Below are 21,305 nucleotides of genomic sequence, written 5' to 3' on the forward strand. Positions count from 1 at the left end.
ACTAAACGAAAATGATATATCATCATGAAGACGCCCCACAACACCCCTTCACCCCTCCCCTCCGACAGCGTCAGTGCCTTCCAAGCCTTTGCAGCCTCTCTCCGCGCGCAGGGACCTGCAGGACTTTGCAATACCGTCATTGGTGATGGCACGCTTATTCATACCCATTTTGGAACAGTCCCATTACTCTACGCGGATTACGTCGCTTCTGGTCGTGCGCTTGCCCCTATTGAACACTTTATCATGGAGCATGTGCTGCCATTTTATGCCAATAGCCATACGGAAGCGTCCTATTGCGGCAGCAGCATGACGCGCCTGCGCAATGAAGCGCGCCGTACCATTGCGGAGCTCTGCTCTGCCCCTCAGGCTGAATTTAGCACCATTTTTTCAGGAGCAGGCGCCACATCCGGCCTTAACCGCCTCGTACATCTTACCGATATCCCAGCGCATTGTGCCGCAGGGCACCGTCCCGTCGTCTTCATTGGCCCTTATGAACATCACTCCAATATCTTACCTTGGAGAGAAAGCGGCGCTGAACTCATCGAGATTTCAGAAGCAAAAAACGGCGGCCCAGATCTGGCTATTCTAGAGGCCGAACTCCAAAAAATTTCCGCCTCGGATCCTCACAATGCTCGTTTGAAAATTGGTTCATTTTCGGCCGCCTCAAACGTCACCGGCATTATTACAGACACAGATGCCGTAACACGCCTCCTCAAACGCCATAAGGCCCTCGCGATTTGGGACTATGCCGGCGCAGGCCCTTACCTCCCCATCGACATGAAAGCTGGCACTCCAGAAGAGAAAGACGCCGTCGTCATTTCATGTCATAAGTTTCTCGGTGGCCCCGGCGCCTCCGGTCTGCTCATTGCGCGCAATGCTGCCTTCACCCGTCAAACACCATCTGCCCCGGGCGGTGGTACCGTGCGCTTTGTTTCTCCGTGGGGACATGATTACAGCGAAAGTCTCATTGCCCGTGAAGAAGGCGGGACCCCAAATGTACTCGGCGATATCCGCGCAGCTCTCGCATTTCTTGCCAAAGACGCTATTGGCGCGGCTTATCTGGCAGAACGCCAAGAAACCCTGCGCCAAAAAGCACTCTCTGCATGGGCCAACCACCCTGCCATTGAAATTCTTGGCAATACACACGCTGAAGCACTACCAATCTTTTCATTCCGTATTCGTGATATTAAAAATGGCGGAAATATTCACCAACAACTCTTCACACGCATGCTCTCCGATAAATACGGCATACAAGCACGCGGAGGTTGCGCTTGTGCGGGCCCCTATGCACACCGCCTTCTCGGTATCGACGAATCTGAATCCGAAACGATACGGTCAGAGATCATCAACGGAGAAGAAATCCAAAAACCCGGCTGGGTACGCCTTAATTTCAGCGTTCTTATGAGCGACGAGAAAGTGGAATACATCCTAAACTCCGTCAAAGAGCTCGCCTCCAACCCCCATGAAACGGCGATTTTCTATAATGTGGACCGTAGCACAGCACGTTTCAAACCTGCGGCTTAGATTCCGGAGCTCTGCAACGATGTTTCATTTCAAACCTGAGCGCAGAAAAGATATTTCAAACCCAAAACAGTGACTTAATCGCAACAAAAAACCACACAAAACTATAACGATTAAGAAACATAATTGATCGCAAAGACATTTCATGATGGTCTTAACCCCAATCGCCATTGGGATAGAGACCATCATGAAACTGCGTCAGAACCTTTTACGAGCCACCATTCTTGCCTCGACGGCATGGAGCCTTCAAGCTTCCAGCGCACTCGCAGCCACAACGCATAGCCATAAAGCACATACACACACGCAGAGCCCCGTTCTCAGCACAATGCCTGCCCCCTCCCCATCACACGCAGGACCAATCATACACCCGCACCATAGCGCTCCTCATTCAGAAGATGAATCTGTCGTCGTTACTGGCACACATGCAACGAACCGCCACGCACGGCAGAGCATTGCGCCGATTAGCGTTATTTCTAATGCAACGCTCCGCCGGTCTGGTGCCGTTAACCTAGCGGATGCCATCACGCATACCTACGCGCAGATCAACGTCTCCAATATGGGCGGAGATAGCGGCGCTCTCACATCATCCATTCGTATGCGCGGCCTGAACCCCAACCAAGTTCTCGTCCTTGTCGATGGTAAACGCCGCCATACCACAGCGAATATCTACCAAGATAGCGGGCCAGAATTTGGCGCCACCCCGGTCGATCTTAGCATGATCCCCGCCAATATGGTGGATCATATTGAAGTCTTAGAAGATGGTGCAGCCGCTATGTATGGCTCTGATGCCATCGCTGGCGTTGTGAACATCATCACTAAGAAACAAAGCCACGGCTTCAATATCTCCGCGCAAAGCGGTGCGAATGCCTATAATGGCGACGGTTGGCAATATCAGGTCAATGGCGATGGCGGCTTCAAATGGGGAGACACAGGCTACGTCCATATTGGCGCACAGCTCACACATTCTGACCATTTCATTACTAAAAACGTCTTTGATCATCGCCTGATCGGTTATACACCACCCGGTGTAGCATCCGTCTTATACACCGCACCTGCTGGTGGGTATCAGCCCCCAGCTACCAGCAACAAAATCATGAGCACACCGGAAGAGACACGCGAAAACCTCTTCATCAACTTCGGCCGCAGCATCAACGATAATATCGATTTCTACGGACAAGTCAGCTACGCGCACCGCCACTCGGAAGCCTTTGAAAACTACCGTACCCCCAACAAAGCTCCTGAAGTCCACCCCTTCGGCTTCTCGCCTATTGAAACCAACGAAGAAAACGACTTCGGCACGATCCTCGGCCTGAAAGGCCAAGTCTATGGCTTCGATTGGGATCTAAGCACTGTATATGGCGAAGATATTGATCGTATCGGCAATAAAAACACAGCCAACCACGCCCTCTACGTAGCCACTGGCTATACGCCGACAGATGCCCTTGCTGAGGGATATAGCATGTCCCAGTGGACCAACACGCTGGACTTCCGCCGTCACTTTAGCCTGTTTAACGCCGTTCCGGTCACTTGGGCCTTTGGCGCGCAGCACCGCTTGGATGGCTACCAGATTACCGCAGGAAACCCAGCATCTTACCTTATGGGCGGCACAGCAGGCTATGCAGGCTTGACCCCCCAAGATGCAGGTAAATGGTGGCGCAACATCTGGGCTGGCTACACAGATGCTGACTTCCACTTCACCCCGAAATGGGAGGTCGATTTCGCAGGCCGTTATGAGCACTACACCGACGTTGGCAATAACGCGATTGGCAAAGTCTCAACCCGTTATGACTTCACCAAGCGTATTGGCATTCGTGGCACCATTAGCAATGGTTTCCGCGCCCCCACACTGGCTGAACAAAACTTCAGCGCTCTCAACGTTGCCCCGAACGGCGCTGGCGGCCTCCTTCCTGTAAACTCAGCCGCAGCACGCTCTCTCGGTGCGTCACCTCTGAAGCCGGAACGTTCCGTCAGCGCAAGCGGCGGTATCGTTGTTGAACCTGTCACCGGCTGGCATATTGAAACGGACGTCTATCAAATCAATATCCGTGACCGCGTCGTCCAAGGCGGCACAACCAATGGCCCGACCGCCGTTGCCGCGATCAAGCAAATGGGCCTTGCCCTCCCGAGCGACCTGAGCCCTGCGGATTATTCCAACGTCACAGCCTCGTACTTCGCCAATGGAGCAAGCACCCGTACACAGGGCTTGGATATCAAGACGGATTATCTCTTCCACCTACACAAATACGGCAATCTCGCCGTTACCGCCGCACTGGATTTGAACCGCACACGTCTGCACCACAATGGTATTGGCTCCAATGGGGAACAGCTCTTAACCCAACAAAATATCGCAGCGATTACAACGGAATATCCACGCAGCAAGCTCATCTTGAACGCTTACTGGACCTACCAAAACTGGGACGTCAACCTGCGTCAAACCCGCTACGGGGAAACCACAGGTATGATGACCTATGAAGACTGGACACCATCTGCGGCAGTCTGCCCCAAGGCCAACAACCAAGCTCTTCAATACTCTAACTCATGCTTTGCTCAGTTTAAGAACACACCACGCTGGCTGACCGATCTTGAAGTCGGATACCGTTTCAATGATCACTGGCACGTTGCCGTTGGCGGGAATAACCTCTTCAACATCCGCCCGCGTAAACTCCCCGCAAACCTCAACTCCTTGGGAGCCAGTGTGTACGATCAAGACTCTGCACAGGTCCCGATGTTTGGCGGCTATTATTACGGCCGTATCAACGCAACTTTCTAAAGTACGAGCAGCAAAGCCGCCCCACTCAAAGGGGCGGCTTTTCTTTTTTTACAACGCGAACAAAGCGTCATACTGCTCCGGCTTAAAGCCCAGATGTAAGACCTTGCCACCCTTTACCATAATAGGGCGTCGCATGAGCGTTGGTTGCTCCAAGAACATCTCAAGAGCCGTATCCGCGCTGAAACATTCTTTCTCTTCCACTGAAAGCTTGCGGTATGTCATGCCGCCACGATTAAGCAACGTCTCCCACCCAACCTGCGGCAACCAGCTTTCCAGAACATCACGCGTGAGGCCATCTTTACGAAAATCATGGTATTGATAAGCAATCCCTGCTGCATCCAACCAGCGACAGGCTTTCCGCACGGTGTCACACGTCTTAATTCCATACAGAATGATCATAGCGTTCACTTTCACTTCGTAGGGCAGACAGATCTTCGATCAATCAGTGACCATAACGCACCACCGGCGCCAGCACGGCAGCAAGACAAGAATGCTTTAAGAGAAATCCGCTCTAAAGCCCTTATTTGAACTCAAAACAGATGGCGGCAATACGCTAAAAAGAGATGAGCGCTATCTCTACCCCGTAGAGAGCTCCCTCAAAAGCAGCATATTCTAGCACTTAAAACAAAACTCCGAGCCCTGAAGAAAGAGCCCGGAGTACCAATACATTATGCCCTTTATATCATCACTGTACCGGCGTAAAAATCATCTACGCCCTACAGACAACACCATACAGGCATAAGATTTTTAGGATGGACGGCGCCCGGATGAGCGTGGACGGCCGCCACCCGCACGAGGGCCACCATTCGAGCGACCACCCGGAGCACCACCCGGAGCACCACCGCCCCCTTGCTGCGGACGACGACGGCCACCGCCGCCACCACCGCGCTGACCACCACCACCACGGCCACCGCCTAAAACGGGCGGACGCTGTGTCGAATTTTGCGCTGCATCAGAATGATATGGATGATCCGTCACAACCGGAATCTCCTTATCAATCTTACGCTCAATATCACGCAGCCACGCACGCTGCTCGGCATCACACAACGACACCGCCCAGCCGTCACGGCCCGCACGCGCCGTACGGCCGATACGATGCACATAAGACTCAGGCACATTTGGCAGGTCATAATTGAAGACGTGCGTCACATCATCAACGTCAATACCACGCGCGGCAATATCCGTAGCAACCAGCACTTTCAGCGTACCGTTACGGAAACCACTCATAGCGCGCTCACGCGCACCTTGTGATTTATTACCGTGAATAGCCTCCGCCGTGATGCCTTTTTTGTTCAGAAATTCAGCCACTTTATTGGCTTCATGCTTCATCAGCGTAAAGACAACAGCCCGCACCACATTTGGGCTATCCACCAGCATATGAACCACGTCTTTTTTGTTCGGCGTATCCACAAACATCACAGCTTGGCGAATACGGTCCACCGTGCTGGATTCAGGCGTGACCTGCACTTTAGCAGGGTTTTTCAGCAATGAATGTGCAAGGTCATTGATCGAGGCAGGCATCGTTGCCGAGAACAACAGCGTCTGACGCTCTTCGGGAACCAACGCCATAATACGACGAATATCCCGCACAAACCCCATGTCCAGCATACGGTCTGCTTCATCAAGAACCAAAATTTCCAAAGCGGATAAATCTATATGGCCTTGACCGATCAGGTCCAACAAACGTCCCGGTGCCGCCACCAGCACATCTACGCCACGGCGCATTGCTTCAATTTGACGCCCCTGCCCCACACCGCCAAAAACGACAGCATGCTTAAACGGCATATGACGCGCATAAGTCGAAAAGCTCTCCGCAATCTGGGACGCCAGTTCACGCGTTGGTGCCAGCACCAGCGCACGCACACCCTTTGGCGGTGCCTTGCGGCGTTCACGGCACAGATGGTCAAGAATAGGCAATGCAAAAGCGGCGGTCTTGCCTGTACCCGTTTGCGCTAGACCGAGCAGGTCACGCCCCTCAAGCAAATACGGAATGGCACCCGCTTGGATAGGGGTCGGGGTAACGTAACCGGCTTCGGTCAACGCTTTTTGAATAGGATCCGCTAGATTCAGCGCGGCAAAATTTGTCATGGCCCCCTCCTAAGGGACGGCTAAACACGGTTCGCGAGTAAGCGGCGTCCAACGCATCATAGCGCGCATAGCGGCACGAACCCTGAACGCAAGCGGAGATGCTTTCTAGCGTTTAAGACAAAGATACAAGCTTTGCTCTCAGCATCGTTACGCCCGTGCTCCATAAGAACAACGTAACGGAAAACCATCACCCTCGGCTCTACAAACCACGAGCCGAGGGCGGCACCACTATAGCAACTCCCTCGCGCCCGCAAGAGAACCATGACAAAGAGACACAAAACGCCTCTTTACCATCCAAAATGTTACACGAGGTTAGAACGTATCGTGCAGGACAATCTCATTCAGTGGCAAAAATCCACCACGTCCTTTAGGCGCTTCCAGCCCCTTCCCCAAAGCAACAAACATGACCAACGCATGATCTTCAGGCAGGCGGATAATCTCTGCCACCTTATCAAAGTCAAACCCATCCATAGGGCAGGTCTGCAAACCATGCGCAGCCGCAGCCATCATGAGCGCATACGCCGCTATACCGCAGGAGCGGAAAGCTTCATCACGCTGGACCTGCGGTTTTCCTTCATAATACTGCTGAATAAGACCCGTATAAATGTTTTGCACCTGTTCTGGCGTATCTTTCCAATAACGCGCAGGCTCTTTTTGCCATGCTTGAACATCAGCACATAAAACGATCAGTGCGGCACAATCCTCAACCTGCGGCTGATTCCACGCAACCTCTTTAATTTTACGGCGCTGCTCCGCATCACGCACCACTAAGAAACGATAATTTTGAAGGTTAAACGCCGTTGGCGCATGCCGCGTTGTTTCCAGAATAGAAGTCAATTCTTCATCTGAAATGACATAAGAAGCATCAAAGCTCTTTTGCGCACGCCGTGCACGCATCGCATCAATAATAGCATTCATGGCACATTGTCTCCGTGATGAAGTAGCGTTCCGTTAACGCCCCACTCCCAACAGGTTTCATTCACTGGCGGCTTAATAAAAACAGCGCCTGCTCACCAAAAAGATTAGCCCACCGTACAGAACGACGCCACGGCGCTTTTGCACCATCTTCATCAATCGCCAGCCACTGCCGGATCGTATAATTTTCCTCTTCACACAACGCGACAAAATCTCGGATCGTACAGGGGTGGATATTCGGCGTTTGATGCCACGGCGTACTCCAAACCGGCGTCATAGGCATGCGGCCCGTGGTCAATAGCTGCAAACGCAAGCGCCAGTAACCAAAATTCGGGAATGAAACGATAGCGTGCCGTCCAATACGCAACATCTGCCGCAAAACCTCTTGCGGCCGCTCAACAGCCTGAAGCGTTCTTTGCAAAACCACAAAGTCAAACGTATCATCCGGATAATGCGCCAAATCATGGTCAGCATCACCGTGCACAACAGGCAAACCATGCGCGACAGATTGCGTCACACTCTGCATATCCAATTCTATGCCGCGCGCATCGCATTTTCGCGTGCGATACAGATAATCAATGAGAGTGCCATCGCCACTTCCCACATCCAGAACACGAGAACCCGGGGTAATCATTTCCGCAATGAGTTGCTGGTCAACACGCATTATCCTTGCCCTCTCCGCAAACCGGCATGCTCAGCCGCCCCATCCAAGAACCCTCTCACCGTGCGATCAAAATCAGGCTCATCCAACAAAAACGCATCATGCCCACGGTCACTTTCGATCTCTACAAACGAGACATTCGCTCCCGCCCGACTCAAAGCCCTCACCAAAGTACGAGACTGCGTTGTCGGGAAGAGCCAATCGGAACTAAAAGACACGACACAAATACGTGTTGGGCACTTTTGGAACGGAACCGACAAATCTCCATCATGATCGGCCGATAAATCAAAGTAATCCATGGCACGTGTAATCGTCAGATACGAGTTCGCGTCAAATCTCCGTACAAACGTCGATCCCTGATGCCGCAAATAACTCTCGACCTCAAACATTTCACCAAACAAAAACGCGTCAGAGGATAAGCCAGACTGCCTTACCCGCCGACCAAATTTACGATTTAACGCTTCTTCCGATAAATACGTTATATGCGCCATCATACGCGCCACCCCCAGGCCGCGCGCAGGGATAGCGCCATAGTCCCTATAGCGCCCTTTATGCCATTCTGGGTCGGCAAAAATAGCCTGCCGACTGACCTCATTAAACGCAATGTTCTGCGCAGAATGATATGGGGATGTCGCAATAGGCATCGCCGCAAAAACACGCTCTGAATGATGCGCAATCCACGTCAGTGCCTGCATCCCTCCCATCGATCCACCTATAACAGCAAATAACCGACCAATCTCCAGGTGATCAATCAGCTTTACCTGCGCGGCAACAATATCTTTCATCGTAATTTGAGGAAAGTCACAGTCCCATGCCGTACCTGTTTCGGCACACACAGAAGTTGGGCCAGTCGTCCCCAGACACCCGCCCAAAACATTGGAGCAAATAACGAAAAACCGATCCGTATCTATGGGCTTACCCGGCCCCACCATCCGCGCCCACCACCCAGGCTTACCGGTTAACGGGTTTTGTTCCGCAACATACTGATCCCCCGTCAGTGCATGACAAATAAAAATAGCATTATCACGCGCAGAAGACAAGTTTCCATAAGTACAATAAGCAATCTCTAACGGCGCAATGCTTTCTCCGCACTCCAGTGATAAGCCATTCTCTAACCGCACCATTTTATGCGTAAATAAAGATCCCCCCTGCCCAACTGACGCAGTAGCACCATTTTCATTATTACCGTTGGACATACCACACTTCCCTACACATCCGCCGTACCGATAGCGACCACAGCGTGACTACAAAGTCACTTCACCTGCCCCCCCAGATATGGCACTCAGGCTCAAAATCGTAAACCCACAGGGGTATTGACGATAAATTAACGAGTGATATGATCCATGAGGAGTGAATAGACATATATTTTTCAAGAAATATATTAGGAACAAGACATTGAAAGTTACAATAACCACAGATGAAACAAAAAATCTTCATATAATAGGTCATTCTGGGTTATTTAATCCAATATATTATATCAATAACAATAAAGATTTAAAAGAAATAGGAACAGAATCACTTAGGCATTATCATACTTACGGATGGAAAGAAGGTCGAAAACCAAATCCACTCTTTGATCCAAGATGGTACATACTCAACAACAGAGATGTCCGACAAGATCCTCTTCTACATTATATCACGCAAGGGGAACACGAAGGGCGCCAACCAATTTCATGGTTTGATCCCGTTTGGTACAAAAACACCTATGCCATTCCTGAGGGCATGCTGGCTCTAGCGCATTATCTTTTAAACCGCCAACGTCCAGATATACGACCCATTCCTGAGTTTGACCCCGCTTTTTACCTCAAAACATACACAGACGTCGCCGCAGCTAATATGGACCCATTAGAACATTATATGCTGCAAGGTTTCCGAGAAAATAGACGCCCCTTTGAAGGGTTTGACCCCTTTTATTATCGGCGGCGTTATTTGAAATCTATGCCCGACAGCAACCCTCTTTTGCACTATCTCAACAACAAAACACGACCAGATATTCATCCAGCACAACCACTTGATGGCATTAGCGTTTTTCGAGATGTAAAGCGCTTCAGCAGCGCTGGCCCTTTTTTTGAAACACAAAAACCACTCCCACAAAATACCGTTAAACGCGCTCGTATATTGGCATATTACCTCCCTCAATTTCATACAATTCCAGAAAATAACACTTGGTGGGGCAATGGTTTTACAGAATGGACCAATACAGCCCGTACCATGCCGCGCTTTTCTGGTCATTATCAGCCACGAATTCCGCGTGATCTCGGACATTATACCATCAATTCTTCCCACCTACTCGCACAACAAGCCAAAATGGCCCGCGATTCAGGGGTAGAAGGATTTGTATTCTATTTTTATTGGTTTAATAGACAGCGCCTCCTCGAAACGCCGCTCGAAATTTTATTACAGCACCCCGAAATTGATCTCCCCTTCTGCCTTATGTGGGCCAATGAAAACTGGAGCCGCCGATGGGATGGATCAGAGGACGATCTCCTCATCGCACAAAATTACCATCCTGAAGATGATGACGCCCTCATTGATTGCTTTGCACGCTATATGAAAGACCCGCGCTATATTCATATCAATCAACGGCCACTGCTAAAAATTTACCGCCCAGACACCATCCCCAACCCGCACAGCACCATTGCACGCTGGCGACAAATTTTTAAAAATCGTCACAACCTTTGCCCCCTCATCATAACAGGACAAGCCTTCGACAGCACAGATCCGCGCCCATTCGGGGCTGATGGCGCGTTCGAGTTTCCCCCTCATAAAATCGTTAATGGCCGCCCTCTCTTAAATGACGATGTCACATTATTTGATGAAGATTTTAGCGGGCAAATTTACGATTATGAAGACATCGTCACACACGCCCTACAGGAAAGCCCCCCTCCTTACCCACTCATCCGTACCGCATGCCCATCATGGGACAATGACGCACGCCGCCAAGGCAAAGGCCTTGTCCTGCACGGCTCCACCCCCGCTCTCTATAAAAAATGGCTCAATGGTCTTATTACCTATGCCCAAAATAACCCATTTTATAACGAAACCCTTATATGCGTAAACGCATGGAATGAATGGGCTGAAGGCGCATATTTAGAGCCTGACCAGCATTTCGGCAGCGCCTATTTAAACGCCACCGCAGAAGCCTGCGCAGGCTTTCATACCACACAAAACACCACAAAACTTCTACTCATTGGCCACGATGCTTTTCCTGCCGGTGCGCAGACCCTTCTCCTTGAAATTGCACGTACCCTCAAAAGTAAAAGAGGAATAGATTTACGATTTATTCTTCTTGATGGCGGAGCATTACTTGATGAATATCGTGCCATTGCACCGGTCGATATCCTCCCCTCAGATACACCGGACCTCACCGCAAGACTGAGACATCTTCATAAGAACGGCTTTCAGCACGCCATATTGAACAGCGCCGCTACCGCCAGCATATCTCCCTCACTTAATAACGCTCAGATTGCCTTTACATTTTTAATTCACGAGCTGCCTTATATTATCCAAGAACGGCAACTTCGGCCGAGTATGGATATCGCCTGCGCTCTGGCTCAAACCATCATTACACCCGCCCCGTTTGTTGCGCACCAGCTTCTTTTATCAAGCAACCCTAAACTGCATATTCTCCCACAAGGCCTCTACACACATATTCATTATACAACACCGATACGACGTGAGTTACGCGCACAAATAGGCATTTCCGACACAGAAAAACTCGTCATCGGCATCGGGTACGCAGATATACGCAAAGGGTTCGATCTCTTCGTGCAACTTTGGCGCAATCTACCAGATGATACACACGCTCTCTGGTTGGGAGATATCGATCCCACCCTCCATAAAGGCCTCATGCGTGACCTCGAATACGCCTCAAAAAGCAAGCGGTTTCATATGCTTGGTCACGTTAAAGATGTTAATCACTGGCTTTCCGCCGCCGATTTCTTCACCCTTACATCACGTGAAGATCCCTACCCATCCGTCGCCCTTGAAGCGATTGCTTCTGGCCTTCCCTGCTTGACCTTTGATGAGACCGGAGGAATTCCTGACCTACTCAGAAAACTCAACGTAGAACCACAGCCCCTCTTACAGCACCATATCCTACCCTTTGGGCATGTGCACGATATGGCACATTCCATATCCACCACACCGGCACTCACAGCACAGCAACGTAAACTGCAATCACACCGGATGGCACAGCGCTTTAATTTTACACATTATGTGGATCACCTCTTAGCTCATACTATTCCACACCTTCCACGTGTTTCTGTTGTTGTGCCGTCTTATAATTACGCACAATATCTAGCCCAAAGACTGGCCTCTATTTTTGCCCAGACTCACCCCGTTCTTGAAATTATTGTTCTTGATGATGCATCCCATGATGGCAGCCCAGCCCTAGCGCAAGAAACCGCACATCACTGGGGACGCACAATCCGCCTTGTCACCAACCGCACCTCATCAGGCTCCGTCTTTCACCAATGGCAAAAAGGCCTCGAACTCGCCCAAGGTGAGTGGATATGGATCGCTGAAGCCGATGACCTCTGCGACTCAACATTCCTAGAAAATCTTCTTAATGCCGCCCTACAAAAACCCAACGCTGTTATGGCCTTTTCGGATAGTCGCGCCATCGACCCGAAAGGACGCGTACTCCACCCCAGCTATAAACCTTATTGCGCAGAAAGCACCGGCACCTTGTTAGATCATGATGCATGCTTTAAAGGCCGTCACTTCATCCAATCATGCCTCTCCGAACGCAACACCATCTTGAATGTTAGCAGCGCCATCTTCAAACGAGCTGCACTAGGCAACGCACTACAGCGCTGTAAAAACGACCTCGAAACCTATAAAATAGCCGGAGATTGGCGCGCATACATCGAATTACTAGATCATGATCATGCCGAAGTGCTTTATATCAGCCAGACATTAAATAGTCACCGCAGGCACCCTCAGTCGGCCACCCACACCCTAGACTACACGACCCACATGAACGAAATAAACTCCATCCATACTCTAATAAAATAACGTCTCAACTTACCCAAACAAAAAATAATTATGCAAAATAAATACAGAAAAAGTGTAAATAAAAGCTTTATAAAACAATAGAAGTTAAAAAAATGACAGCCTCTTCGCTCTAGCGACTATATCCAGAGCTTAAGGCACATTTCAGCCAATTTTCAAACAGGCTCTAAAGACCTCTTTTCATAGGGTGGATCTTCGCACAAAAGACCCACCCTATGAAAATATCAACCATTCACAATGATGCCGCCATTCACATGCAACGTCTGACCCGTCACAAAAGAAGCATCATCACTGGCTAAATATACATAAGCTGGCCCCAACTCCGCAGGGTCTGCGCAACGTTGCATGGGAGTGCTTTTCGTCAAATCGGCAACCGTCTGCGGATCAATAGGCCCCCAACTTGCAGGTTGCAAAGGCGTCCATACCGGACCAGGTGCCACCGCATTCACCCGCACGCCGTGAGACACCAACTCTAAGGCCAAAGCACGTGTAAAACCGAGTTCTGCAGCCTTAGTAGTCGAATATGCAAGCAGCGCCTTATTGCCCATAAAGGCATTAATAGAAGACGTATTAATAATTGCCCCACCTGACGACAAATGCGGAACAACTGAGCGCGCCAGATAAAAATATCCGTTGATATTAATATCCATATGGCGCTGCCATTCATCATCAGAAATTGAGCAAATATCTTCACTCACAACCTGAATGCCAGCATTATTGACTAATATATTAAGACCACCAAACTCACGAACGACCTGCTCGACCGCATTTTTGCATACGCTACTGGAAGCGACATCACCCGCAATCGCCAGAGCCTTGCGCCCCTCAGCCTCAATGAGACGGACTGTCTCTTGGGCATCATCATGCTCTTCCAGATAAAGAAACGCGATATCCGCTCCCTCACGGGCGAAGTGCAGCGCTGCAGAACGACCAATCCCGCTATCACCACCGCTGATCAATGCCTTTTTACCCGCAAGCTTACCGCTCCCACGATAATCTTCACGGATATGTACAGCCAATGGCTCTAACGCGGACTCTTTGCCCGGCTGATGTTCCTGTGATTGCGGAGGGATTTTTGTGGGCATGACAGAAACTCGCTCAAAATTTTTGCCCCTTACACGTAAGGAGCACTCTGCACGAGAAAACGCCGCCCCCTGCCTGACTGTTGCCATCATCACCTATCTGTGAAGAGACAACCGCCAGAAAGAACATCACTCCGCAATAATGGCTTAAACGGCCGTAATCACCTTCATACCGCCCATATAAGGGATCAAAGCTTCCGGCACTGTAATGCTGCCATCTTCATTTTGATATGTTTCCATAAGCGCAATCATCGTACGCCCCAGCGCTAGGCCAGAACCATTCAGCGTATGCACAAAGGCTGGCCCCTTAGCCGTCCGATAACGCGCATTCATACGACGCGCCTGAAACGCACGCGTATTAGAGCAGGATGAAATTTCACGCCACGCTCCCTGCCCAGGCAACCATGCTTCAAGGTCATACGTCTTAGCCGCACCAAAACCCGTATCACCCGCACAAAGCAGCATACGACGGAAAGGAATGTCCAACCGTTCTAGCACTGTTTCTGCAGCCCGCGTCATGCGTTCATGTTCATCATCGCTTGCCTCAGGCGCAACCACGGACACCAACTCACATTTCATGAATTGATGCTGACGCAACATCCCACGTACATCACGCCCAGATGCCCCCGCTTCAGAACGAAAACACGCGGACAAAGCCGTCATACGGATCGGCAACGTAGTCTCTGGAAGAATATCTCCCATAACCGAAGCGGTTAAAGGCACTTCAGCTGTTGGAATCAACCAACGGCCATCTTCTGTACGAAAAGATTCTTCCGAAAATTTCGGCAGCTTATCCGTGCCATACATGGCATCATCACCAACCAAAAGCGGCACGGTCGTTTCGCTATAACCAAACTCCGTGGTGTGCGTGTCGAGCATAAACTGCCCCAACGCACGCTCCAAGCGCGCCAAGGCACCGCGTAACACCACAAATCGCGCACCGGACAATTTACTGGCCGTCGGAAAATCCATCAGGCCAAGTTGTTCGCCCAATTCAAAATGCTGTTTTGGTGTGAACGCAAAATCACGCACCGTGCCACGCGCATGCACAACAACATTATCGCTCTCATCCTTGCCATCCGGCACAGAAGAATCAAGCTGGTTCGGCAATGCTTTGAGCACATCATCAATGCCCGTTTGCAAAGCATTCGCCTTTTCTTCTAACGTCACGATCTCTTCACGCAGAGCGACTGCCCGCGCTTCCAATTCGCTCGTATCCGCGCCGCTGCGCTTACCCTGCCCGATCTCTTTCGCGATTGTCTTACGTGCCGCTTGTGCGTCTTGCAGTGCAGCTAATGCTGCACGACGTGCTTCGTCTTCTTCAACAATCTTTTGCCCGACCGGAGCAAGGCCACGACGCTCAAGAGCTGCGTCAAACGCGGCGGGGTCCGCGCGCAGGGCTTTAAGGTCGTGCATGGTTCAGGCTCCGTTTCTTCGTCTTACAATCAATCAACATCATCAGGCTCCGGCTTTGGCTCAACCAAACGTGCCGTAAGAATAGAGACCTCATACAACGCCACTAGCGGAACTGCGAGGCTCAACATCGTAATCGCATCCGGCGGTGCAATCACAGCAGAGACTGCAAAAGACGCCACAACCGCATAACGACGGAATTTCTTTAACTGAGCGACGCTCACCAACCCAACACGCGCCAAGAGCGTCAAAACAACCGGCAACTCAAAACACACCCCAAAAGCAAGGATCATTTTGGTAACCAAGGTCAGATATTCTGAAACCTTCGCCTGTAACTCAATCTGCATCCCGTCACTACCGGGCGCACCGCTCTGGAACGATAGGAAAAACTGCCACGCAAACGGGAACACAACGTAGTAAGCCAGCGCTGCCCCCATCAAAAACATGACAGGCGTTGCCACTAAAAACGGTGCAAAAGCTTTCTTTTCACTCCGGTACAAACCCGGTGCAATAAAAATCCACGCCTGAATGGCAATCATCGGAAACGATAAGAACGTCGCCCCGAACAACGCCACACGAATATACGTGAAAAACGCTTCATACAGCGCCGTATAAATCAAATGTGGCTGCTCCCCCTTCTGCCGCATGATTGTGCCCAAAGGCGCAGCTAGAAACCGATACAACTCACCTGAAAAGTGGTAGCAAATCCCAAAAGCCACCACGAACGTTGCAATCGACCAGATTAACCGCCGCCGAAGTTCTACAATATGCTCCAGCAGAGGCATCGGCTTATCATCAAGTGCATCCGCCTCGCTCATGCCTGCGTCTCCTCACGTCTAATCGGCACACGGCGGCCATGATGGAGCGTCCGCACCGGGGGTAAAATATGCGGAGCCTCCCAGCGGGAACGCTCTCTTAACAAACGACGCGCCGTGCTTGGCGGCATAATCACAGGCGCCTGCGCGACATCCTCATTTAACACATGCTCAACGACTGGCTGCTCTACCGGCGCTCCCCCACCAAATGGCTCATACGCTTCCGGCATAGGTGGCGGTGGAGGCAATGGCGCAGGTGGTACACGCGGTAATGCCGATGGATCATGCTTGTCATCCAGTGACAAACCTTCTCTCAAAGAGCCATCTGCATCAACAAAACGCCCAACACGATCACGCAGATTGAAATTCCGTAGATTTCGGAACTCATCACGTGCATCGGAGAGGTCCGCTTCACGCACCATATCATCCACATGAGACTGAAACTCTGAAGCCATCCGCCTCATCGCTTTAATCCCATTCGAAATTGTACGGATCGCAACAGGCAGGTCTTTCGGGCGGATAAAAATCATCGCCACGATCACGAACAGCGCAATCTCAGAAAAACTAAAGTCGAACATGCGCCAACCCTACCCCTTCACGGCCTTCTCGCCTATCCTTCATCTTGCGGATCACGCGTCATTCCTACCGTTTCTGTATCTTCTGTCGTCGCACGGTCTAGCAAGAAGTCCTCCCGGCGCGGCAAAGACGCCAAAGAAGACAAACCAAATACTTCTAAAAAACGCGCCGTTGTGCCCCATAATACCGGCCGACCCGGCACATCTTTTCGCCCTTTGGGAGACACTAAACCGTCTTCCAAGAGCGCATCCAACACCGCCTGCCCTAAAGAGACCCCGCGCACAGCCTCCACTTCTGAGCGCGTACACGGCTGATGATATGCAATAACAGCAAGCGTCTCCATCGTACTCCTGCTCAAACGCCGTGGTTTCTCGATAACCCGCGTCAAAGCCCCCGCATATTCGGCACGTGTCCGAAACTGCCAGCCACCAGCCACCTCAACCAATTCAATCGCATGATGCTCAAAACGCTTTTGTATCTCCAGAAGTACTTCTGGAGCATGTACTTCTAAACCTTGCGAACGCAAAAGATCTACCATTTCTGAGAGGCGAACAGGCTCTGGAGAGGCAAAAATCAATGCCTCCAGCAAACATGCTGCATTCATGCTCTTCGCGCCCTTCATGGTACACTCCGAAAATGAATATCGGCAAAAGCCTCATCCTGCCGCAGCTGAACACGCCCTATTTTAGCCATTTCCAATCCTGCGACTAAAGAACCTGCCAGAGCCGCATGCCGTCCAATAGTCGTTTCTTCTTCTGGAAAAATATCTGGCACGATGGCATTCAAAGCGCACCATTCTTCCCCCACCCCATCTGACAACATGGCCTTTAACCGCGCCAAAGCATCTTGCAAGCTCCAATATCGGCGTATTTTGGGCGTATAAACACGCTTCTTAAACGTTCTACGACGTGCAGACAGATAAGACGTGATCAACGATGTCAGGTCTACTTTCAACCCAGAGCGATCAATTTCAGTATGATCTTCTCCAGCCCCCCGCCGAAAAACATCAACGCCTAACTTGGGCTGTTTTCCGAGCCACAAGGCAGCTTCACGCATGTGCTCTAACGCAACCAGACGCTCTTGCAATAATTCTGCCGCTTCTTCAGCCGTGGCATCATTTTGTTCTACAGGCAGCAGCAAGCGTGACTTCAACCACGCCAACCACGCCGCCATAACCAACCAATCAGCGGCCAATTCCAGCCGAAAAGAACGTGCCTCAGCACGCGCCTTTTCCACTAGAGCAAGATACTGCTCCACCAGTTGCAGAATGGAAATCTGAGCCAAGTCCACTTTCTGCGCCCGAGCTAACTCAAGCAACAAATCCAGAGGCCCCTCATAACCATCCAGCGTGAGGTGGAGCGTATCGTCGTTCAAAGCACACTCAAAATTGCGCTGGCGTACACGCGATAGACTGCGCATGCAGCTTCACACAAAACGCACGGGCAGCCTTACTATCAGCAAAACCACCAATACGGAGACGCACAAAACTACGGTCTCCCTGCGTCGTATGCTCAAAGAGCGGCGTATGCCCACTCAATAAACCTGCAGCACGCACGCGCAAGGTCTCCCATTCATGATGCGCCATGGCTTCACTATTAAGCGCAGCCAATTGCACCTCATGATGCCCATTACCCGATGCCGCGCGTGGCGTATCATCACTTTCCGGCACAGGAGATGGCGGCGGCAAAGGCGCTGCCACAGCAGGGCGTGGCGCAGGCGCAGGAGCGGGCCCGACCTCTTGCCGAATAATACGCTCCCGCTCTGGAGAAACCCGCCGGGACGTCACCGCCGACCGAACAGCCGGCAAAGAAGGCGTCTCGGCCGCATCCGCATCATCATCACTCGGTGTTACCACATTCCCCGCCTTTACAGGTGCTGGTGGTGACACATGCTTGACCGGTGCAGGCGCTTCACTCTGCGCAGAAGAGGTTTTGGGCGCAGCGTCAGCCAATTGCGTCTGCTCCCCTTCTGCTGCGTCAGATGCCACACCATCTTTCGGCTGTGCATTCAGTGACGATGCATCCGCTGACTTCTCTGCCGTAGCCGCAGGAGACGTAACCGTATTTTGTGCTACCGGCTTTGGTGCCGGAGGCGCACCGTACTGCCGTGCAAAAGCCTTCGTATCAGGCTGTTCTGGTCCCGGAGCTAAGTGTGCTTCTCCGCTGCCTGTCATATCTGTGCTGTCATCACCGGCCATCAACTGCATACCACCAGGATCTGCCGGAACTTCACGCACAGCCCCAGACGGCGGCCCAATAATGGGCACACCACCGTGATTCTTGCCAACCAAGCTCCAGCCCCCGACAGCAACCAGCAAAACCGCTCCAATGCCGACAGCACCACCTACCAGCTTACGCGTCGCCGGGTCGCTTCCAAGGAACGACATAACCCCTGCACCAGCAACAGCCTTTGCCTTCCCCTGTCCAGCTGGTGACACTGCATTCGCAGGACGTGCCGCGCCACGACGGCGAGACGGCACATCATCATAATCTTGGCTCAACCGCTCACGCCCTTGCGGACGGCTCTCCGGTGGCCGTGCAGCAGACCCACGGTCATCCCCGCCCCCTAACGGGCGGCGAGGAAGATCATCCCGCCGTGGTGGTTCATCATGCCGATAGCCGTCACCACCATCTGCCATTACATTTCCTCCACCGGCTCCACGCCAAGAATGGCCAGAGCATTACGCAATACCTGAGCAAGAGCAGAAACCAGCGCTAATTTTGACAAGCTCAACGCACGGTCATTCTCATGCAAGAAACGCAGTGCTGCATCGTCACGCCCACGGTTCCACAATGCATGGAAGTCAGACGCCAAATCTACACAATATGTTGCGATACGATGCGGCTCACGCGCTACGGCTGCGGCTTCAACTGTTCGCGGGAAGGCTGCCAAACGGCGCAGCACAGCGATTTCTGCATCTGATGACAAGCCGGACAGATCCGCACCGTTCAAGCTTTCAACCGTCAGCGCATCTGCACCAAACATCGTCGCGGCAGAACGTAAGACAGAACGGCAACGCGCATGGGCATATTGCACATAGAACACAGGGTTATCACGCGTTTGTGCCACGACCACGTCAAGGTCGAACTCCATCTGCGCATCCGCCTTACGCGTCAACATCGTGAAGCGCACCGCATCACGCCCAACTTCATCCAGAAGATCACGCAGCGTCACGAATGTTCCCGCACGCTTGGACATACGCACAGGCTCACCGTTCTTCATGATGCGCACGATCTGGCACATCACAACTTCAAAGCCCGTCTTACCTTCTGTCAGCGCTGAGACAGCTGCCCGCATCCGTGAGACATAACCGCCGTGATCTGCACCTAACACGTCAATCAACACATCAGCATTGCGTGCCTTTTGGGCGTGATAGCCAATATCATTGGCAAAATACGTGTTAGTTCCATCAGACTTACGCAACGCACGGTCGGTATCATCACCAAAATCCGTGGAACGGAACAGCGTTTGTGGGCGTGGTTCCCAATCTTCAGGCGTCTTACCCTTAGGTGGCTCAAGCACACCTTCATAAAGCAGGCCCTTAGCGTCCAACTGACCAATCGCGTCATCAACCAAACCAGAAGCCAACGTCTCAGCTTCCGATGCAAAAACCTTATGCTCAATACCGAGAGCGTTCAGATCTTCACGGATAGCAGCCATCATCCGTACCAAAGCCGTCTGGCGCACGACTTCGAACCAGACGGACACGTCAGCTGGGCTACCATCTTCAGCAGCCAATGTGCGGCCATGTTCTGCGGCAATCGCCTCAGCAACCGGAATGAGATATTCTCCCTGATATTGCAGCCCATTTGGCGTTAGCTTGCCAAAGGTTTCTGCATCAATATCCGTGCCAATAGCCTGCAAATAACGCCAATACACAGCCCATGTCAGGGCAACAACCTGCGTCCCTGCATCATTGATGTAATATTCCCGCGTGACATCATGGCCCGCCGCTTCCAACAGGTTGGCCAGCGCATCACCCACCACAGCACCACGGCAATGCCCTACATGCATTGGGCCTGTCGGGTTCGCTGAAACATATTCCACATTAACCCGCGTGCCATGCCCCAAACGGGAACGACCAAAAGCACTCTCCGCACGCAGCACCGTACGCGTCACGTCCTGCAGAACATCTGCCTTCAATGTGATGTTCACAAAGCCTGGGCCTGCAGATTCCGCCTTTGCAATTATCGGCAAATCACTCAGTGCTTTAACCAAGTCCGCCGCAATCTCAACCGGCTTACGGCGCGCGGGCTTCGCAGCCAGCAGTGCTGCATTCGTCGCCATATCACCATGTGCCGCATCACGTGGTGGCGTGACTTCCACTCGTGCCAACACAGCATCAGGCACATCTGGCACCACAGAGCGCAGAGCCGTGCACACTAATTCGCGCGTCTGTGCGAACAAGCAGTCGGTCGTAAGGGTGGAAGAAGCTGCGTCCATGATGC

16 protein-coding genes are annotated in these 21,305 nt (G+C 51.7%); 3 read left to right on the plus strand and 13 right to left on the minus strand.

The window, feature by feature from the left end:
• The first annotated feature begins 24 nt into the window (after positions 1-24).
• Entirely contained in the window at positions 25-1,524 is a 1,500-nt protein-coding gene (locus NTH01S_RS04775; RefSeq protein ID WP_068170251.1) for an aminotransferase class V-fold PLP-dependent enzyme, read from the plus strand.
• A gap of 184 nt (positions 1,525-1,708) precedes the next feature.
• The gene (locus NTH01S_RS04780) at positions 1,709-4,291 is read left to right on the plus strand and encodes a TonB-dependent receptor plug domain-containing protein (RefSeq protein ID WP_068170407.1); all 2,583 of its coding nucleotides are present in this window, start codon (positions 1,709-1,711) and stop codon (positions 4,289-4,291) included.
• Between the two features lie 48 nt (positions 4,292-4,339).
• On the opposite strand, the gene NTH01S_RS04785 is transcribed toward NTH01S_RS04780, so the two are convergent.
• The 5 genes from NTH01S_RS04785 to metX form a co-directional block, all read right to left on the minus strand.
• Positions 4,340-4,690: an ArsC family reductase gene (locus NTH01S_RS04785; RefSeq protein WP_068170253.1), complete on the minus strand. Its 351-nt coding sequence runs from the start codon at positions 4,688-4,690 to the stop codon at positions 4,340-4,342.
• A 348-nt stretch (positions 4,691-5,038) separates the two neighbouring features.
• Positions 5,039-6,379: a DEAD/DEAH box helicase gene (locus tag NTH01S_RS04790; RefSeq protein ID WP_068170255.1), complete on the minus strand. Its 1,341-nt coding sequence runs from the start codon at positions 6,377-6,379 to the stop codon at positions 5,039-5,041.
• Between the two features lie 312 nt (positions 6,380-6,691).
• Positions 6,692-7,297: a nitroreductase family protein gene (locus tag NTH01S_RS04795; RefSeq protein WP_068170261.1), complete on the minus strand. Its 606-nt coding sequence runs from the start codon at positions 7,295-7,297 to the stop codon at positions 6,692-6,694.
• Between the two features lie 61 nt (positions 7,298-7,358).
• Positions 7,359-7,958: a methionine biosynthesis protein MetW gene (gene metW / locus NTH01S_RS04800; RefSeq protein WP_068170264.1), complete on the minus strand. Its 600-nt coding sequence runs from the start codon at positions 7,956-7,958 to the stop codon at positions 7,359-7,361.
• Complete coding sequence (gene metX / locus NTH01S_RS04805; RefSeq protein ID WP_068170409.1) at positions 7,958-9,079, minus strand: homoserine O-acetyltransferase MetX; 1,122 nt, start codon at positions 9,077-9,079, stop codon at positions 7,958-7,960. The genes metW and metX overlap by 1 nt, the downstream gene beginning before the upstream one ends.
• Positions 9,080-9,677: 598 nt before the next feature.
• On the opposite strand from metX, the gene NTH01S_RS04810 reads away from it, so the two are divergent.
• Positions 9,678-12,974, plus strand: a complete 3,297-nt coding sequence (locus tag NTH01S_RS04810) for a glycoside hydrolase family 99-like domain-containing protein (RefSeq protein ID WP_068170267.1) — start codon at positions 9,678-9,680, stop codon at positions 12,972-12,974.
• Positions 12,975-13,195: 221 nt separating this feature from the next.
• Here the strand turns inward: NTH01S_RS04810 and NTH01S_RS04815 are convergent, their stop codons facing one another.
• The 8 genes from NTH01S_RS04815 to argS form a co-directional block, all read right to left on the minus strand.
• Positions 13,196-14,056, minus strand: a complete 861-nt coding sequence (locus NTH01S_RS04815; RefSeq protein ID WP_068170270.1) for a glucose 1-dehydrogenase — start codon at positions 14,054-14,056, stop codon at positions 13,196-13,198.
• Between the two features lie 144 nt (positions 14,057-14,200).
• A complete protein-coding gene (serS, locus tag NTH01S_RS04820; RefSeq protein WP_068170276.1) occupies positions 14,201-15,469 on the minus strand; it encodes a serine--tRNA ligase in 1,269 nt (422 codons plus the stop codon).
• Between the two features lie 29 nt (positions 15,470-15,498).
• Positions 15,499-16,284, minus strand: a complete 786-nt coding sequence (gene tatC / locus NTH01S_RS04825) for a twin-arginine translocase subunit TatC (protein ID WP_068170279.1) — start codon at positions 16,282-16,284, stop codon at positions 15,499-15,501.
• Complete coding sequence (tatB, locus tag NTH01S_RS04830; RefSeq protein WP_068170282.1) at positions 16,281-16,859, minus strand: Sec-independent protein translocase protein TatB; 579 nt, start codon at positions 16,857-16,859, stop codon at positions 16,281-16,283. The genes tatC and tatB overlap by 4 nt, the downstream gene beginning before the upstream one ends.
• 32 nt (positions 16,860-16,891) lie before the next feature.
• Complete coding sequence (gene scpB / locus NTH01S_RS04835; protein WP_068170285.1) at positions 16,892-17,479, minus strand: SMC-Scp complex subunit ScpB; 588 nt, start codon at positions 17,477-17,479, stop codon at positions 16,892-16,894.
• Positions 17,476-18,231: a segregation and condensation protein A gene (locus tag NTH01S_RS04840; RefSeq protein WP_245642183.1), complete on the minus strand. Its 756-nt coding sequence runs from the start codon at positions 18,229-18,231 to the stop codon at positions 17,476-17,478. The genes scpB and NTH01S_RS04840 overlap by 4 nt, the downstream gene beginning before the upstream one ends.
• A gap of 7 nt (positions 18,232-18,238) precedes the next feature.
• Positions 18,239-19,495, minus strand: a complete 1,257-nt coding sequence (locus NTH01S_RS04845; RefSeq protein WP_068170295.1) for an SPOR domain-containing protein — start codon at positions 19,493-19,495, stop codon at positions 18,239-18,241.
• A complete protein-coding gene (argS, locus tag NTH01S_RS04850) occupies positions 19,495-21,300 on the minus strand; it encodes an arginine--tRNA ligase (RefSeq protein ID WP_068170411.1) in 1,806 nt (601 codons plus the stop codon). Before argS ends, NTH01S_RS04845 begins: the two co-directional genes overlap by 1 nt.
• Positions 21,301-21,305 lie beyond the last annotated feature (5 nt).

Source organism: Neokomagataea thailandica NBRC 106555 (assembly GCF_001598495.1).
GTDB classification, from domain to species: domain Bacteria; phylum Pseudomonadota; class Alphaproteobacteria; order Acetobacterales; family Acetobacteraceae; genus Gluconobacter; species Gluconobacter thailandicus_A.

Bases quoted from the DNA above. Each gene is read 5' to 3' on its own strand.
- NTH01S_RS04775 (WP_068170251.1), top strand. From the start codon at position 25: ATGAAGACGCCCCACAACACCCCTTCACCCCTCCCCTCCGACAGCGTC.
- NTH01S_RS04780 (WP_068170407.1), top strand. From the start codon at position 1,709: ATGAAACTGCGTCAGAACCTTTTACGAGCCACCATTCTTGCCTCGACG.
- NTH01S_RS04785 (WP_068170253.1), bottom strand. From the start codon at position 4,690: ATGATCATTCTGTATGGAATTAAGACGTGTGACACCGTGCGGAAAGCC.
- NTH01S_RS04790 (WP_068170255.1), bottom strand. From the start codon at position 6,379: ATGACAAATTTTGCCGCGCTGAATCTAGCGGATCCTATTCAAAAAGCG.
- NTH01S_RS04795 (WP_068170261.1), bottom strand. From the start codon at position 7,297: ATGAATGCTATTATTGATGCGATGCGTGCACGGCGTGCGCAAAAGAGC.
- metW (WP_068170264.1), bottom strand. From the start codon at position 7,958: ATGCGTGTTGACCAGCAACTCATTGCGGAAATGATTACCCCGGGTTCT.
- metX (WP_068170409.1), bottom strand. From the start codon at position 9,079: ATGGTGCGGTTAGAGAATGGCTTATCACTGGAGTGCGGAGAAAGCATT.
- NTH01S_RS04810 (WP_068170267.1), top strand. From the start codon at position 9,678: ATGCTGGCTCTAGCGCATTATCTTTTAAACCGCCAACGTCCAGATATA.
- NTH01S_RS04815 (WP_068170270.1), bottom strand. From the start codon at position 14,056: ATGCCCACAAAAATCCCTCCGCAATCACAGGAACATCAGCCGGGCAAA.
- serS (WP_068170276.1), bottom strand. From the start codon at position 15,469: ATGCACGACCTTAAAGCCCTGCGCGCGGACCCCGCCGCGTTTGACGCA.
- tatC (WP_068170279.1), bottom strand. From the start codon at position 16,284: ATGAGCGAGGCGGATGCACTTGATGATAAGCCGATGCCTCTGCTGGAG.
- tatB (WP_068170282.1), bottom strand. From the start codon at position 16,859: ATGTTCGACTTTAGTTTTTCTGAGATTGCGCTGTTCGTGATCGTGGCG.
- scpB (WP_068170285.1), bottom strand. From the start codon at position 17,479: ATGAAGGGCGCGAAGAGCATGAATGCAGCATGTTTGCTGGAGGCATTG.
- NTH01S_RS04845 (WP_068170295.1), bottom strand. From the start codon at position 19,495: ATGGCAGATGGTGGTGACGGCTATCGGCATGATGAACCACCACGGCGG.
- argS (WP_068170411.1), bottom strand. From the start codon at position 21,300: ATGGACGCAGCTTCTTCCACCCTTACGACCGACTGCTTGTTCGCACAG.